The sequence below is a fragment of the Aeribacillus sp. FSL K6-1305 genome (assembly GCF_038050115.1).
Lineage (GTDB): Bacteria > Bacillota > Bacilli > Bacillales > Aeribacillaceae > Aeribacillus > Aeribacillus composti.
In genome coordinates, this window is the sequence record NZ_JBBOQV010000001.1 from 744,406 (window position 1) to 760,713 (window position 16,308).

Below are 16,308 nucleotides of genomic sequence, written 5' to 3' on the forward strand. Positions count from 1 at the left end.
TACATATAGGGGTAATGGTAATATTAAAGGAGGTCATTGACAATGAATGCAGATAAAGTATTAGATGCAAAGGGTTTTGCATGCCCAATGCCAGTCGTAAGAGCAAAAAAAGCAATTGATGAGTTAGAAGCTGGTCAAGTTTTAGAGGTGCATACAACGGATAAAGGTTCCAAAAACGATTTGACCGCTTGGGCAAAGGCAAGTGGACATACGGTTGTTAATATGAAAGAAGAAAATGGCGTTTTTACGTTTTGGATCAAAAAGGGATAATTTTTGCTATCTTTATACCCCTATGAGTATTTTGGGAAGAAGGTGGAAACAAAGTGTCGGAGCAAAAGAAAAAAACAACGATCATCTTGTTTAGCGGTGACTATGATAAGGCGATGGCAGCGTATATTATCGCGAACGGCGCTGCTGCCTATGACCATGAGGTTACAATTTTTCATACGTTCTGGGGGCTTAACGCATTGCGTAAAGATTCGACAGTTCCGGTGAAAAAAGGATTATTAGAAAAAATGTTTGCGAAAATGATGCCGCGTGGTGCTGACCGCATGGGACTGTCGCGGATGAACTTTGGCGGAATAGGAGCGAAGTTAATTAAGCGGGTGATAAAAAAACATAATGCTGTGCCGCTGCCGCAATTAATCGATATGGCAAAGGAACAAGGAATAAAGCTGGTTGCTTGCCAAATGACAGTCGATCTTTTAGGACTCCAACAGGATGAATTAATAGACGGCATCGAATTTGCAGGGGTTGCTGCGTATTTAGCAGATGCTTCTGAAGGAAATGTCAATTTGTTTATTTAAGGTGGGGCCTATGGTTCAAACCATTATTAATATTGGTCTAGTTCTATTGGTGATATGGTTCGTTGTCAATCGGTTTCTGCCCATAAAAGGAGTGCGAATCATATCTGTAGTGCAATTAAAGAAGGAATTACGAAAAAAGATGTTCATTACATTGACGTACGCACACCTATTGAGTTTCATACGAATCATATTCCTGGTTTTAAAAATATTCCGCTTCACGAGCTTCCAAAACGAGTTCATGAACTATCAAAAGATAAAGAAGTTATTGTGATTTGTCAAAGTGGAATGAGAAGCGCCAAAGCAAGCAAATTATTAAAGAAATTAGGATTTCAGCGTGTAACCAATGTAAAAGGCGGCATGAACTCTTGGTCATAAAGGTTGCTATGAAACAACTATTCTGCTAAAGAAATTTGAGGCGTTGTTCCATAAAAGGAAAACATTCAATGTTATTGATGTTCATGAACTAGAAGAAGTCGATTTAGGAAAATTTCTAGTTCCATAAATATTACGCCCTGACTGTTCAAGTTTCGGAGAATGAACTAGATACAGAAAAAGAAAATACTCTCGCCTGCTGTTTGAAGGAAAAAGCAGACGAGCCGAAAACTATCGGAAAGTTGCGGAAATTGATGCATAAATAAGAAGATCCTGTAGAATAGTTCCCATTTAAGGAGGAGAAAGTCATGATTCAAGTAGATATGACAATAGACGCTAAAGGGTTGTCTTGTCCGCTGCCGATTGTCAAAGCGAAAAAAGCGATTCATAAGTTGCAGCCTGGACAAGTACTGGAGGTACAAGCAACAGACAAAGGATCGAAAGCGGATATGAAAGCATGGGCAGAAAGCACTGGACATCACTATCTCGGTACAATTGAAGAAGAGGGGATATTAAAGCACTATATTCGTAGAGCAAGTGAGAGCGAGGCAAAGAATGAAGCGAAATTCCCCCATGTTATTCGCAATGAAGAATTAGCAGACAAAATAAATGATCCGTCAATTATCATTTTAGATGTCCGTGAACCGGCAGAGTTTGCATTTGGGCATATTCCTGGTGCCTTGTCAATTCCTCTTGGAGAATTGGAGGAACGGATCAAGGAACTCCCGCAAGATAAGACCATTTATGTCGTCTGCCGCACGGGAACGCGCAGTAGTTTGGCAGCCCAGAAATTAGCAGAAAAAGGGTTTTCAAACGTATGGAATATTGTCCCCGGTATGTCAGAATGGAATGGATCGCTTGAACAATGATTGAACAGTTGGTTATCAATATACAAATATATGATAAAGGTACAAAAAATCTTTAAACAACAAAAAAACATTTTTATAGTATACATGCGAACTATTTTGCAATTGGAAAATGAAAGGCAAAATTTCTCAATATTGAATTGTCCCTTATTGTGAATTAATCGATGGTTCATTGCATTGGGACGAAAATTCATTTATCGCCTTGGGCATCAAGCAATAGGCATACGATGATGAAAAAAAGAACATGATCGATCATTTTCGAATTAAAAAGGATAATTCACTTACTAGGGGGCTGTCCGAAAAGTCGATTGAATCGACCTTGGGCTCAGCCCTTTTTTCTGTTTTTAGGGTACAAAAAAATCGTCCTTTTTTATAGAATGAAATTGACCAAAAAACATTCTACAGAAAGGACGATTTCTTATGAATAATCAAATGACTATTCAAGAAAATTATAACACGCAATTAGAAATGACTCTAGAGGGTATTCAAAAAATAGAGGTTCAAAAGAATAAGAAACGCAAAAAACTAGTTTTCCAACCTTATTGCAATCGTCAAGTCATGAGCATTTTAGATATCGAAATGTATATTCCTGAAAATCATGTCGCCCGTTTAGTGGATGAAATGGTGGAATCGATTCCGGATGAAGTGTTGTATACTCATTATGTTGGTGGGGGTCGTGCACCCTATCACCCTAAAATGTTATTGAAAGTGATTTTATATGCGTACACTCAAAATGTTTATTCAAGTCGGAAAATAGCGCAAATGGTGAAAGAAAATCTTCCGATGATGTGGTTGGCGGGATTGCAAACCCCTGACCATCGCACAATAAATGATTTTCGTAGTGTTCGTATGTCAAACATGATGGATTCTGTATTTGAACAATTTGTCCTTCAACTAGTAGAACAAGGACTTATCGACCTCGACCATATTTTTGTGGATGGTACGAAAATAGAAGCGAATGCCAACAAATATACGTTTGTATGGCGAAAATCCGTAGAAAAATATGATCAGAAACTACGAGCCAAAATTCAATCGTTTCTACAAGAAGCGCACCAAATCGCCTTGGAGGAATTAAAAGAAGAACAATTAGAAGAAGAATTAGAAAAATCATCGGCACAACTTTCTGAGAGAATAGAAGCTTTGGAAAAAGATTATAAACAGGAAGAAGACAAAGAAAGAAAAAAAGAACTTCGCTCTAAAAAATCCCAACTCACCAAACAACTGAAAACGATTCAAACGGATTATCTTCCACGATTACGAAAATACAAAGTACAAAAACAGATTCTAGGTGAACGAAATAGCTACTCGAAAACCGACCATGAGGCCACTTTTATGCGAATGAAAGAGGACCATATGAAAAACGGCCAACTCAAGGCGGGTTATAATGTTCAACTCGCCACACAACATCAATTTATCGTGGGATTTGAAATTTATCAAAATCCAGGAGATACTCGCTGTTTCCAACCATTTATGGAAAAGTTATTGGAATCGATGCCGAAGGAAAAGAAACTCAAGTATGTCATTGCCGATGCAGGATATGCGAGTGAAGAAAACTATTTATATGCGATTGGCGAAGAAAAAGAACCTCGTTTTGAATTATTAGCCCCATACCAAACCTATTTGAAGGAACAAAGTAAAAAGTTTAAAAAGGATTTATCAAAAGTACAAAACTGGAAATACATCGAAGAAGACGATTGCTTTATCTGTCCGAACAATCGGAAAGTCGTATTCAAGTATTATCAAAAAAGAAAAAATGCATCTGGATACATACAAGATTTGAAAGTGTACGAGTGTGAAGATTGTACGGATTGCCCGTTGAAGAATGGGTGTACGAAAGCCAAAGGAAATCGTCGAGTATATTGGAACACGATTTATGAAGAAATGAAAGCGAAAGCCAAAGCAGCTCTTGGTGACGAACAAAAGGCAGCTCTTTATGCGAAGCGTAAAGTGGATGTCGAAAGTGTGTTCGGTAACATCAAGGGCAATTTGCGTTTCACTCGATTTCTGTTACGGGGGCTTCATAAAGTCCGAACAGAATTCGGGATTGTGGCAATGGCCCACAACATACTGAAATGGGCCGCAAATTCCCAAACCAATTTCAAAAATAAGGAAACAGAGCGAATGGAAAAACTCATTGTTTTCTCCATTCGCTCTGTTTTTATGGACTTTTTAGACAAGCCCTCTTTAAAGTTTGCTTTAAATAGCCTTTTAAAATGTAAAATAAGGCTATTAGATTATCACACGTAAATTTTGGTTTTAGCACGATACCATTTTTGGTATGTAAGTGCGCTCTTGGATGTTGAAATTTATTTATGTCGGGTCTACTAGGTCTACTGAGTAGACAAAGCAAATAAACGCATTTATGCCGAGAAAATTTATTGATGTTGAGAAGAACCCTTAACTAAACTTGTAGACGAATGTCGGCATAGCGTGAGCTATTAAGCCGACCATTCGACAAGTTTTGGGATTGTTAAGGGTTCCGAGGCTCAACGTCAATAAAGCAATTGGAATAAAGCATCATTTATATTTTTTGCTTAATATATCAGTACCAATAGCTCCAATAATCATTAAAAGTAGCGGTAGGAATGAATAAATTATGGATCCTGATAAGAAACCAATTTCGTTGCCAGTTACTTTAGTAATTATAAATACAATTATTTTTGCAATTATGAATATCAAACCTATGAAAGTTAAAATATCGAAGAAAGATTTCCATTTTGGGTATTTTAACTTTTTACTGTCTTGAATTATTTTATTTTTCAAGTAATCATCTCCTTTTAAAAGCTCATCTACTGTGACGTTGAATATTTAACTTATTTTTAGGAGCGTTTCAATATTTGGATATCCTTTCTCATTTTCCCATTTCGAAATTGATTGTCGGCTTATGTTTAATTGTTCTGCTAATTCTTCTTGTGATAAATGGGCTTCTATTCTTTTCTTTTTTAGTATTTTATGAAAATCCATTGTTATTACACTCCTTGTTAAAATATTTTAAAAATGTTTTAAGTATTTTTAAAGAATCTTATAGTTGCAGTATGTAACCGTAAAGTAGCATTAAGGTGATTTAAATATATTACTAACTCAACTTTCTCACAGTAAATTGGATTTCTAAGCCTTACGGTTAATGGGTTTGTTGGTTGTTTCGAATACTTCTTGACATAAAAATTTGCAAAAAAAACACCTCAACTTTTGGTATAGTTTAATTGTCCAGAAAAAACATTACCAAAAGCAGGTGAGGTGTCTCTTATTATGATAACGAATAACAGACTGAACAATCAACTACCAAAAGAAGTAAAAGCTATATTTGATGAACTTGAAATCTTAAAATATTTAAGGAAAGTGGGAATTAACAAGGGTTTCGGTTATTCCTGCGCCTATTTATTCCAGCTAGTTTTTAGTTTAGTTTTTGAAGGCAAAAATTTGTTTCGACTTCTTCAAAGTAAAAAAGCTAAAGATTTGCCGGAAAAAAACGCTATTTATCGCTTCTTAAATAACCCTCAATACAATTGGCGCAGGTTTTTACTTGTTTTGAGTACTTTCACCATTATGAAGGTAAGTAGTTTAACGAGACACGACCGTCCGAAAGTGCTGATCGTGGACGACTCATCTTATGAACGAAATCGCAGTAAAAAGGTTGAACTGCTTGCTCGCTGTTTCGATCATTCTTCTCAAAAAATGCGTTATTACAAAGGATTTCGTATGCTTACACTCGGCTGGTCAGATGGTGCTACATTTTTGCCTATTGATTTTGCTTTATTAAGCTCTACGAATTCCCAAATCAATGGGATTGATAACCGAATCGATAAGCGTACATCCGGTTATAAGCGGCGTGTCGAAGCTTTACAAAAAGCGCCGGAAGTTATTCCCAATATGATTAAACGGGCACTTTCTCAAGGAATCGATGCCTCATACGTTTTAATGGATACATGGTTTACCCAACAGCCTTTGATCAAGTCCATTGTGGATCAAGGGTTGGATGTTATTGGAATGGTGAAGGATACAAAACAAAGATATCAAGTGAACGGTGAATGGGTGAGCCTAAAAAAACTATACCAAACAGCTAAACCATCACAACATCAAAAGGGTATTTTGCGCTCTATTCACACAACGATGGCAAATGGCGTACCTGTTAAAGTGGTATTTGTCCGTAATCGTAATAAAAAGAGACAGTGGCTAGCTATTTTGAGTACAGACTGTACTTTATCGGATCAAGAAATCATTCGTATTTATGGGATACGTTGGGATATTGAAGTATTCTTCAAAACAGTCAAATCCTTATTGAAACTCCAAAAAGAGTTCCAAGGAAGATCTTATGATTCCATGATCAGCCATACCACTATTGTGTTTACAAGGTACATTGTTTTGTCTTGGCAAAACCGAGTAAGTACAGATTATCGAACATTAGGCGGCATTTTTTATGAACTTTGTGATGAAATCGATGAACTAGATTGGGCCTTTGCACTTCAACTACTCATTGAAATTCTTGAAGATGCACTTCAAAATGTAAATCAAAAGATTAAAAAATTCATCGAAAGTCAATTACGTAAATGGATTGTAGTTTTGCCTAATTATATCAAGGCTTATTTACCAAAATTGAGCTGCGAAAGTTGAGTTACTAAATAAAGATATAAATAAAACATTTATTGCTTACAAAATCATTTCCACTCATTTTGGACATAGATGTGCCTTTTCTTTTATATTCATCGTAACATGCTCCAGAAATTTTAACGTAGATCACATTAAACTTTTTAAAATCAACATTTGAATGGTCTTAAATGGAAGTTTAAAAAATTGTTTGGAATAATATGTTATTTTAATTCCAAAAAACTTCTTTTCTCCAATCCTATGTTTATTTGTCAGAGAAGAGAGCTGCTCATACTTCAAAAAAATATTTGTACCTTTTTCTGTTTTTTTTGTCGGAATTTTCTATTTATCATCTTGATTTCTCCTCCTCATTTCGCTTTAATAAAAATGTATCCATCATTTTCCTGAAACATTTTTTGAAACATATGTAAAATAATACCTTAATTTAAAAATTATTTAAAAAATCTAAATAAATGTCCGTTTATTAAAAACGAAAGCGAGGGGAGATCGTGCAGTTGAACGATAGGCAATCGGTCAGGTTGTAACCGCTTTACTGATATAAAGAGCGAAAATTCGGAATTATCGAAAAGGAATTGGATACGGCAAGATGAGCCGTTTGATTTATTTTCCACTGATGATAATAAATAAAAAACTAGATATGAGATTTAAATTTTCCTAAAAAACAAACCTACAGCCGTTTTTTTACATTTGTCGATTTAAAAGGGGGATATGACGGAATGACTATGAAAGCTAAGCTTTTTGCTTTAATGGCAGGTTTTGTTTTTTTGTTATTGTCCAGCACGTTTCTAGTATTATGGTTGGAAAGAAACACTTTAGAGAAAAAAGGGAATGAAATAACTGATGAAGTATGGAAGGAAGCGGAAACAAAATTAGAGGTGGAAGTGGAGGCGTTTGCGAATCAAATTTCCAGAAATTTAGTTGAACTCGAGCAGTCGATGGAGAAAAATATGCTGAATGCAGCCTATTTATTGCAGGAGCAGGATCGGGTGAGAACGTTACATAACGAAGATTTGAAGCGTTTGGCAGAGCAAACAGGGATGACAGATTTTTATCTGACAAATCGAGATGGAATTTTTGTCGCATCTACAGAGAAAGCGGCACTAGGGAGTAATTTATTTGATATTTGGGACGGATATCGCAAATTGCTGACGGGTGAAGAGCAGATGCTGCCTTCAACCTTAACGATCAAAGCAGAGACCGGAGAGATTTTCAAGTTTATGGCCATTCCCCGCGCTGATGGAAAGGGAATTGTCGAATCGGCGTTAGATGTAAGCAATTTTGAATCGTCGCTCGCCCGTCACATCCAAGAGAAGGAAGAAGTGAAAGCAATTTATTTGTTTGATCCCAAACAAGTCGTATTGATGGAAACATTAAAGAAAGAACAGCCATCCCTGTGGGAAAAAGGAAAAGCTGCAAAAAACGAAAATGTTCAGTCGGTCTTTTCTTCCGGAAAAGCTCGGATTTTCCTGAAGGACAATCATGTGGAGGCTTATGTTCCGGTAAAAGCGGATGGAAATGTGCGTTATGTATTATATACCTTGTTAGATGCTGCCCCGTATTTCCAGCATGCCGAATCCACTAACCAAGTATTGCAGGAGTTTCAGCAGTTGATTAATGGGGTTGGATATAAAATCATGCTGGCGATTTTTATCTTTTCACTGTTGTTCCTCTTTGTCCTTTTTGGTGTGATCCGCTCGGTGTTAAAACCGTTGAAATTTTTCTCTAGAGTCCTGCGGGAAGCAGGGGACGGGCAGGAAGTAAAATGGGAGCAAGTAAAAGCGAAAGAGTTAAAAGAGATTCAAGAAGCAATTACAGAAGTGGTACAAAAGTACCGGGAAATGCTGTCGGCTATCCAAGGCAATTTAGTTGCTGTCACAAAGACCCAGAAGGAATATCGTTCAGAGATGGATACAACGCTGGAGACATTGGAACAGGTTACCAAGGCTGTGACAGATAATGCACACAACAATCAACAGCAAGCTGAGCAGCTGAATGAAGCCGGGGAAATCGTGGAAAATATGTCCCGTACCTTGACGAATGTTTCCAGCATGACATCCGAGCTCGAAGACTTCTCAAACAATGCCAAGGGTCTGGCGGAAAGCAGTATTCGGGGGTTGGAAAATATTACGAATGTAATAGAAAATATCTACAAAGGAGTAGAAGAAAGCGGCAGCCGAATCGAAAAGCTAGCCAAAAGTTCAGAGGAAATTGGAGGAATTATTTCACTAATTAAAGGTATTGCGGAACAGACAAACTTGCTGGCGTTGAACGCAGCCATTGAAGCCGCTCGAGCTGGAGAACAGGGGAAAGGATTCGCTGTCGTGGCCGAAGAAGTCCGAAAACTGGCGGAGGAAAGCAGAAGGGCAACTGATAAGATTGCTCAAATCTTATTGGATATTCAGCGAGAAATTGCCAGTACGAAAGAAGGAAATGACAATCAATTGTCAGTTATTATAAGCAGCAGACAGGGAATTCAGCATGCGAACGATTCTATTCAGCATTTGATTGATGCTACGAAAGAGTCGTCACGAAAGATTGCCCAGCTGGGAGATTCGGTTGAAACTATGTTTCAAAACGGCCAATGCGTGATTGATGTATTTGAGAATATGCACGGCAACATTCAATCCAATGCCGCAAACAGCGAGCAGTTGCTGGCCATGGTGGAAGAGGTGACGGGAGCGTTGAAGAGATTGAGGGATTTGTTGAATAACATGACAAATTCCACCAAAAATTTAGAGGAAGTAGCGGCTGCCACCCGCTAAAAATATGAATTGCTAATATAGAAAAGCCGCCGCAGCGGCTTTTTTTCTTTCAGAGAAGAAGAAAAAACAAATTGAACTGGAGAAATGAAAATATGAATGGTGTGGTTTATTATGGTATAGAGTGTAGGCAAAAGCAGACGGTTCGATTTTTCAACGGCTTCGTTACTTAATCTGTTTTACGAACTCATTGACAATTATCTGCAAATAGAATATTCTATAATTAGAAAAATATCTAAATATCTAATTTTTTTGTTTTATAATTAGATGATTTTCTAAATATCTAAATAGAATATTACTTATTTTTTTAAAAGGTGGTGCGTTCTTTGTTATTTAACGAAGCGTTTAAAGCCATTGCTGATCCCACTAGAAGAAAGATTCTTTCCTTGCTGAAAAATGGGGATTTAACCGCTGGTGAAATCGCTTCCCATTTTGATATGCAGAAACCGAGCGTGTCGCATCATTTAAAAATTTTAAAGCAAGCGGATTTGATTCAAGATCAACGCGTCGGACAGCATATTTATTATTCATTAAACACAACCGTCTTTCAAGATTTAATGAGTTGGTTTTATGATTTTTTACAAAAGGAAGGGGATAAATGATGAGAACAAATCGCTTCGTGGTCATGTTGACGGTTTTTAGTTATTTGTTAAGTTTGATTGCGATCCCATATCTACCTGATGAAGTGGCCACTCATTGGAATACGGCTGGTGAAGCGGATGGGTACAGTAGCAAATGGTTTGGGGCGTTTAGTCTCCCTTTCATTATGACTTCAATCGTATTGTTAATGACACTTTTACCAAAAATGGATCCGAAAAAAGCAAACTATGAAAAATTTAAAGGGAGCTATAACATAATAATCAACGTATTAGTGATCTTTTTTATCGCTCTTCATATCGTGACATTAGCCTATAACCTAGGGTTTCCTGTAGATGTGGATTTATTTGTGCCAATCGGAATCGGAGTTTTATTCATTGTATTAGGAAACTACATGCCTAAACTCAAACATAACTACTTCGTTGGGATTCGTACACCTTGGACGATAGCGAATGAAACAGTTTGGAACAAGACGCATCGTATAGGCGGAAAAGTGTTTGTGTTCATGGGATTAGCATTAATGTTGACGGTATTTATTGAAGGAATATGGGGTTTTATCTTGTTTTTAGCCGTTACATTGAGCGGGGTTGTATATTTGTTTGTTAAATCCTACCTATATTTCCAGGAAGAACAACGGAATGGTTTGCGGTAAGTGAGCAAAATGAAAGAATAGTATGTTCGATTCAGGAACAACAGTCTTCTATTTTTTAAGTATGAATTTTGTATAATATTTACAAAAAAGATCCCGTCTTTTTCTTTCTGTTTATCATGAATAGGAATAACGATACGATATTGATTTTTTATGTACTTTTAAAAAATCATAATAAAGAGAAAGTTTTACAGTCAGTTTATACTGACGTTTTTTGCAGATTTGATATAAAGTTTGGTAGAAACTCTATTATAGAAGATGATAAAGAGCCATATTTATGCATCTTTTTTTAACCGATATAATAAAAGCAAGAATATTCCGATATTAATTGAAAAAATACAGTAATAATTATAGGCATTATTATAATATTGAAATTTGTAATTAAGATTAAATGTTGGTTCAGCCAAGATGAATCTTAAAATATATACATTCAATTGAATGGGGTAATCTGATGAAAATATTTGATGCGCATTTACATATTATTGATCCAAAGTTTCCATTATACGCAAATCAAGGCTTCTTGCCCGAGCCATTTACAACAGAGGATTATTTACAACATGTAAATACAGTTGATTTAGTAGGTGGAGCAATTGTTTCAGGCTCTTTTCAAAAGTTTGACCAAACATATTTGTTGGATGCATTACAAAAACTAGGAAAGAATTTTGTTGGTATAACACAGCTTCCATACGATACGTCCGACGAAGAAATTATTGAGCTAAATAAACACGGTGTCCGAGGACTGCGTTTTAATGTGAATCGCGGGGGCTCTGAGGACATTCGTCGATTAGATTATTTTGCTAAAAGAGTTTATGAGCTAGCTAATTGGCATACAGAATTGTATATTAATTCAAAAGAGCTGCCGGCTATCAAGCCAATTATCGCCCAACTTCCAGCAGTATCCATTGACCATTTAGGCTTGTCGAAGGAAGGATTTCCACATTTGCTTGCATTAGTTGAAATGGGTGTACGTGTAAAAGCAACAGGATTTGGACGAATTGATTTTGACCCGGTTGAAGCGATGAAAGATATCTATAAGGTGAATCCAGATGCCCTCATGTTTGGAACGGACCTGCCTTCTACAAGGGCAAAAAGACCATTCCGGTTTTCAGATATCGAATTAATCCAAGAGCATTTTGATGATAAAGCAGTTAAAAAAATCCTTTATCAAAATGCAATGGAATGGTATTGTAAATAAAGTAAAGTGGAATTAAGTACGAAAAAGGGAAATATAAAGCGAAAGTTTTCAAAAAAATTAAGCAAAGGAAACATTTCACGCCTTTTTATTGCATATTTATATTTTATTCAAACAAAGCATATACGACAAAATGGGATGTCTATTTAGATGGCATCCTCTTTTTTTGTTTTGGAGAAAATAGATTATGTCATGTTCTTCGTATGAAACTGTTTTCAACCTGCAGTTTAAAAAAACACATTGACTATCCAGTCAATTTTAATAACGAGATTTAACAAAAAATTGGATAAGGAAATTAAATGTAGTATAATGTAAAAAAATGTCTCGAGGATAATCAATGACTCTGGTCTCTCCCGTTTTTTATTTTTCCACAGTCAAGGAAACCAATCTGCAAGTAAACCGACGATCAGCGTGCAAAATGAAAATACTATATTTAATTAAAGGCGATCCAGCCAATTTGCGAATACGATAAATGCATTGATGTTCCCAAAATCGAAAACACTCAGGAACAACCGACTGCATGGCTTCATGTCAATTGACCGATACTGATTGCAATTAATATTGGATAGATCGTCGTATATACACGGGTACACTGGTCAACGTTTGTTTGCATCGTTTTCCTCTCCCAATAATTAATGAATAGTACATTATAATTCTTCTGGGTATTCCAGATGCCATTAAGAGCGTTAATCCTTATAAATCAACAATATGAATGAATTTCATCACTCTAAATCCTTGTACATCAAAAGTTTCAAAACAAAAAAGAGTGCCCACAAAATATAAATAAAAAAGGAAAACCATACTCTTTACAGGTTTTCGTTATATAGTAACCTATTATTTTTATAGTTGAAACTTTTTGAATATTAAATGTATAATAGCTTTTGTATTCATAAATTGGAAGGGGAAGAAATAATGGGGACTCTTGTCAAACTAAGCAATTTTGTCAGCAATACTTTTGCAATTTGGGTATTAATATTCGCAGCATTAGCTTTTTTTGAGCCAAAAGCATTTACATGGGTCGCCCCATATATTGTGCCGCTGCTAGGTATCGTCATGTTTGGAATGGGATTGACCTTGTCAGCCAACGATTTTAAGGAAGTATTCACTCGTCCGATAGATGTGCTGATTGGGGTAATCGCCCAATTTTTTATTATGCCGCTTTTGGCCTTTTTGCTCGCTACCTTATTGCCTGTTTCACCTGAAGTAGCGATCGGCATCATTCTTGTTGGCTGCTGTCCTGGCGGAACGGCTTCCAATGTCATGACGTACTTAGCAAAAGGTGATACAGCGCTTTCGGTCGCTGTTACGTCCGTGTCAACCCTGCTTGCTCCCATTTTAACACCGTCCTTAATTTTGCTGCTTGCAGGGAAATGGCTGTCCGTTTCAGCCGGCGATCTTTTTTGGTCAATCGTGAAAGTTGTACTTATTCCTATTATTCTCGGACTGATTGTACAAATGTTGTTTAAAAAACAAGTAAAAGCAGCCGTTCAAATTCTTCCGCTCGTTTCCGTTATCGCTATCGTGGCTATCGTGGCTGCTGTCGTCGCTCAAAACCAGCAGGCTATCGCAAAAAGCGGGCTTCTTATTTTCCTTATCGTCGTTGCTCATAATGGGCTTGGATTGCTGCTCGGCTACTGGTTTGCGAAGCTGCTTAAAATGTCAGAGCCGAAACAAAAAGCGATTTCGATTGAGGTCGGCATGCAAAATTCCGGACTTGGAGCTGCGCTGGCGACTGCTCATTTTTCGCCTCTTGCCGCTGTTCCGAGCGCAATTTTCAGCGTTTGGCATAACATCTCTGGACCGATTGTGGCGACCTATTTCCGTAAAAAAAGCGAAAAGAAGGAAAACAATCAATCAACGATTACAACATAACATAGAAAAAAATATAAAGATTAGCAACACAGACCAAGGGCAAAGGTCTGTGCTGTTATTTTTTGTAGTAAAAAGTGGTCGTGACAGAGCCAGAACTATGAGAGTTCGTATTAAAAACTGGCCAACTTCACTGTCCTTATCAGAATCTGTTTTAAAATATTGGAACCATGAGATCGTGTATAAGAAAAGAGAATCGATAAGGTTATGTGAAGATTTCTACAAATCATTGAAGAGGAATGAATAATTGGCAAAGTGTAATGGCATTCGTAGTTAGAATGGAAAAAATTTTTTGTCAATTCAGCTGTGAAATTTTCCATAATCACACACAGTTTGAAATATGGGCGCAGCTTATGACATTTTTATAAGGTGGCGTTTTCAATTTGCCGAATCATTCCACATGATTGTTCCAAAACGGCGTTGGCGAATTACGGCAGTGTGTAAAAGTCAATCCATTAAGACAGAAGCAGGTAAGTTTCTGCTTTTTTTAGTTTTATGACAATATTCGACAGCATTTTTTGTGTCTATTATGTATATTTTGGACTAGAAAGAGTCAATAGAATGAGGGAGAAAAGTCCTACTTGATTTTAAGCTTTGAAATTCAAAATGCATTACTACAAATTTGAACGCATGAGAAAAGCTGGGAAAGCTAATGAAGAAACGTTTATAAACATTTAATCAGTAAATTTCTGGAGGGTGCAATTTAAAAATGTGCAGCTACAAAATTTTTTTCGAGCAGATCATTCAAAACTGTATTAGTAAATTGACTTATTATCTATTACATTAACGATCATCATGGATACAGTGTTCGTTTTCAAAAAAAGGGAGTGGGAAGTTTTAAAAAAGATCTTTCATCGCTTAACTTAAAATGATGAGAAAGCTTTTTGTTGCGATCACCGACGAATTACTAGTTGGCAAATTATAAGAATTAATGTTTTCGGCTAAATGAAAGCTTGATTAGAGTTATATTTTTAACATTTGTCTTTTTGAGCTAAAACTAACATTATCAGGAGTGTATTCGGCATTATCAGGGCTTTTAGAAATAATTTTAGGTTTATATGAGTAAAAAAAGCGTTAATAGGTAAGACGATACCCTTTATAAATGTTTTTTGGCATTGGGAATCGCTTCAAGGTAACTGATTAAATATTCATTCGTATTTAGTGATTAATTGTGACAAAGAGGGAGCTTAAAAATATAAATTTCAATAGCTTGGGAGGTTAATATGGGAGATGTTCAATCAAAAACAGTCAATGCTTTTTGTCTTTTCCTTGTAACAATTCACTTGCTTATTCTCTATTCGTTCGTTTTTATGACAGACAAATTAGATACTAGGCTTGGGCAAATGGGTTCTCTGATTACATTAGTTTTAGGAATAGTCTTTTGTTATCAGTCCTTTAAAATTAAATCCCCGTTTAGATATATTTTGCTAATAACAACGGCTTTTGTATCAATTTTAGCAGTACTAGTATTGCTGATATTCTTAATTGCTTGTTTTTAAAAGAAGGATTATGCACTCCTTTATATTGTTTCAACAATTTATGCTGAAAAAAACAATACGATAAGAATTGAAAGAAATCAATAAAGCAGTCTGCAACAGTATACAGTAGATGCAGCAAGGAAGGGGAATACAATGAATACGAATCTTTTCTATACATTCCTTCTTTTATTCTTGTCTGCCTTGTTAGCAAGATGGTTCAAATCGAAAGAAGCGGAATGGCTTGGATCGCTTGGAGAATATAAAGTCCGAAAAGAAATAAATAAGATAGAAGAATCGTCTGAAAAATACAAATCTTTTCATGACTTGTATATTACGAAAAAAGATGGCTCCACTTCGCAAATAGATCATATTATTCTTTCTGATCATGGGTTGTATGTGATTGAAACCAAAAATTACAGCGGTTGGATTTTTGGTGATGAAACGTCAAAATATTGGACACAAGTCATTTACAAACGAAAAGAAAAATTTCTTAATCCAATTTTTCAAAATAAAGGTCATATCAAGGCGTTAAGAAACTGGCTTAGGGAGGAGTTTGCACATATACCAATTCACTCGGTCGTCGTGCTTCTGCCGCGGGCAAAGTTCAAATCAGAAATTCATTTTTCCAATGCATACGTTATTTATCCAAAACAGCTGAAACAAGTGCTTGAGCAGCATAGAACAAGCGAGATCGACGGAGAAACAAAACAACAGTTGATTCGAAAATTAGAAACTGTCATTGTCAAGAACAAGCAGCAACAAAACGAAATAAAAAAGCGGCATGTACAAACGATTCAAACAAATAGAAAGCAGGAGGATCGATATATTCAGCAAAACCGCTGTCCGAAATGCGGCAGCGCTCTAGTAATCAAAAATGGAAAATATGGAAAATTTAAATGCTGCAGCACCTATCCCAAATGCAGGTTTACACAAAAGATTCGCTAATTTTCTCTGTTGTAGAATAATTGTGGGAGCAATTGTACTCCCATGAAATATGAGTTAAATTCCAACTTCTGTGTGTGAACTCGTTTTATGGTTGGCTAACGAAACAATTTTTTGCAAGGAGCAAAAAAGTTACATGTTATTAACATAAGAACTACCATTTAATCATTTAC

13 protein-coding genes and 1 pseudogene are annotated in these 16,308 nt (G+C 36.3%); 12 read left to right on the forward strand and 2 right to left on the reverse strand.

Annotated features, from left to right (window positions below):
• The first annotated feature begins 42 nt into the window (after positions 1-42).
• The 5 genes and pseudogenes from NST97_RS03440 (at position 43) to NST97_RS03460 (ending at position 4,291) form a co-directional block, all read left to right on the forward strand.
• Positions 43-270 (forward strand): sulfurtransferase TusA family protein, encoded by a 228-nt coding sequence (locus NST97_RS03440; protein ID WP_066246718.1) that lies wholly within the window; start codon positions 43-45, stop codon positions 268-270.
• A 53-nt stretch (positions 271-323) separates the two neighbouring features.
• Positions 324-806, forward strand: coding sequence for a DsrE/DsrF/DrsH-like family protein (locus tag NST97_RS03445; RefSeq protein WP_066246720.1), 483 nt, complete (start codon positions 324-326; stop codon positions 804-806).
• Between the two features lie 10 nt (positions 807-816).
• Positions 817-1,181 (forward strand): annotated as a pseudogene (locus tag NST97_RS03450) (rhodanese-like domain-containing protein).
• A gap of 305 nt (positions 1,182-1,486) precedes the next feature.
• Positions 1,487-2,047 carry a sulfurtransferase TusA family protein gene (locus NST97_RS03455; protein ID WP_327873931.1) on the forward strand — a complete coding sequence of 187 codons (561 nt, stop codon included), beginning with the start codon at positions 1,487-1,489 and terminating at the stop codon, positions 2,045-2,047.
• A 417-nt stretch (positions 2,048-2,464) separates the two neighbouring features.
• A complete protein-coding gene (locus tag NST97_RS03460; RefSeq protein WP_341342927.1) occupies positions 2,465-4,291 on the forward strand; it encodes an IS1182 family transposase in 1,827 nt (608 codons plus the stop codon).
• 270 nt (positions 4,292-4,561) lie between these two features.
• Here the strand turns inward: NST97_RS03460 and NST97_RS03465 are convergent, their stop codons facing one another.
• Positions 4,562-4,807 (reverse strand): hypothetical protein, encoded by a 246-nt coding sequence (locus NST97_RS03465; RefSeq protein ID WP_237282932.1) that lies wholly within the window; start codon positions 4,805-4,807, stop codon positions 4,562-4,564.
• Between the two features lie 45 nt (positions 4,808-4,852).
• On the reverse strand, positions 4,853-5,008 hold the full coding sequence (locus NST97_RS03470; protein ID WP_261308713.1) for a helix-turn-helix transcriptional regulator: 156 nt from the start codon (positions 5,006-5,008) through the stop codon (positions 4,853-4,855).
• 285 nt (positions 5,009-5,293) lie between these two features.
• Here NST97_RS03470 and NST97_RS03475 point away from each other — a divergent pair, with 285 nt between their 5' ends.
• The 7 genes from NST97_RS03475 to NST97_RS03505 all read left to right on the forward strand — a co-directional run bounded on the left by NST97_RS03475 (position 5,294) and on the right by NST97_RS03505 (position 16,138).
• Positions 5,294-6,655 carry an IS4 family transposase gene (locus tag NST97_RS03475; protein ID WP_094245809.1) on the forward strand — a complete coding sequence of 454 codons (1,362 nt, stop codon included), beginning with the start codon at positions 5,294-5,296 and terminating at the stop codon, positions 6,653-6,655.
• Between the two features lie 710 nt (positions 6,656-7,365).
• Positions 7,366-9,411, forward strand: a complete 2,046-nt coding sequence (locus NST97_RS03480; RefSeq protein ID WP_341342928.1) for a methyl-accepting chemotaxis protein — start codon at positions 7,366-7,368, stop codon at positions 9,409-9,411.
• Positions 9,412-9,734: 323 nt separating this feature from the next.
• Positions 9,735-10,010, forward strand: a complete 276-nt coding sequence (locus NST97_RS03485) for an autorepressor SdpR family transcription factor (protein ID WP_063389491.1) — start codon at positions 9,735-9,737, stop codon at positions 10,008-10,010.
• Positions 10,010-10,657 carry an SdpI family protein gene (locus NST97_RS03490; protein WP_445684590.1) on the forward strand — a complete coding sequence of 216 codons (648 nt, stop codon included), beginning with the start codon at positions 10,010-10,012 and terminating at the stop codon, positions 10,655-10,657. Before NST97_RS03485 ends, NST97_RS03490 begins: the two co-directional genes overlap by 1 nt.
• Before the next feature lie 448 nt (positions 10,658-11,105).
• Positions 11,106-11,849, forward strand: a complete 744-nt coding sequence (locus NST97_RS03495) for an amidohydrolase family protein (protein ID WP_341342930.1) — start codon at positions 11,106-11,108, stop codon at positions 11,847-11,849.
• A 909-nt stretch (positions 11,850-12,758) separates the two neighbouring features.
• Positions 12,759-13,718: a bile acid:sodium symporter family protein gene (locus tag NST97_RS03500; protein WP_341342931.1), complete on the forward strand. Its 960-nt coding sequence runs from the start codon at positions 12,759-12,761 to the stop codon at positions 13,716-13,718.
• Positions 13,719-15,346: 1,628 nt separating this feature from the next.
• Positions 15,347-16,138, forward strand: a complete 792-nt coding sequence (locus tag NST97_RS03505) for an NERD domain-containing protein (protein WP_341342932.1) — start codon at positions 15,347-15,349, stop codon at positions 16,136-16,138.
• Positions 16,139-16,308 lie beyond the last annotated feature (170 nt).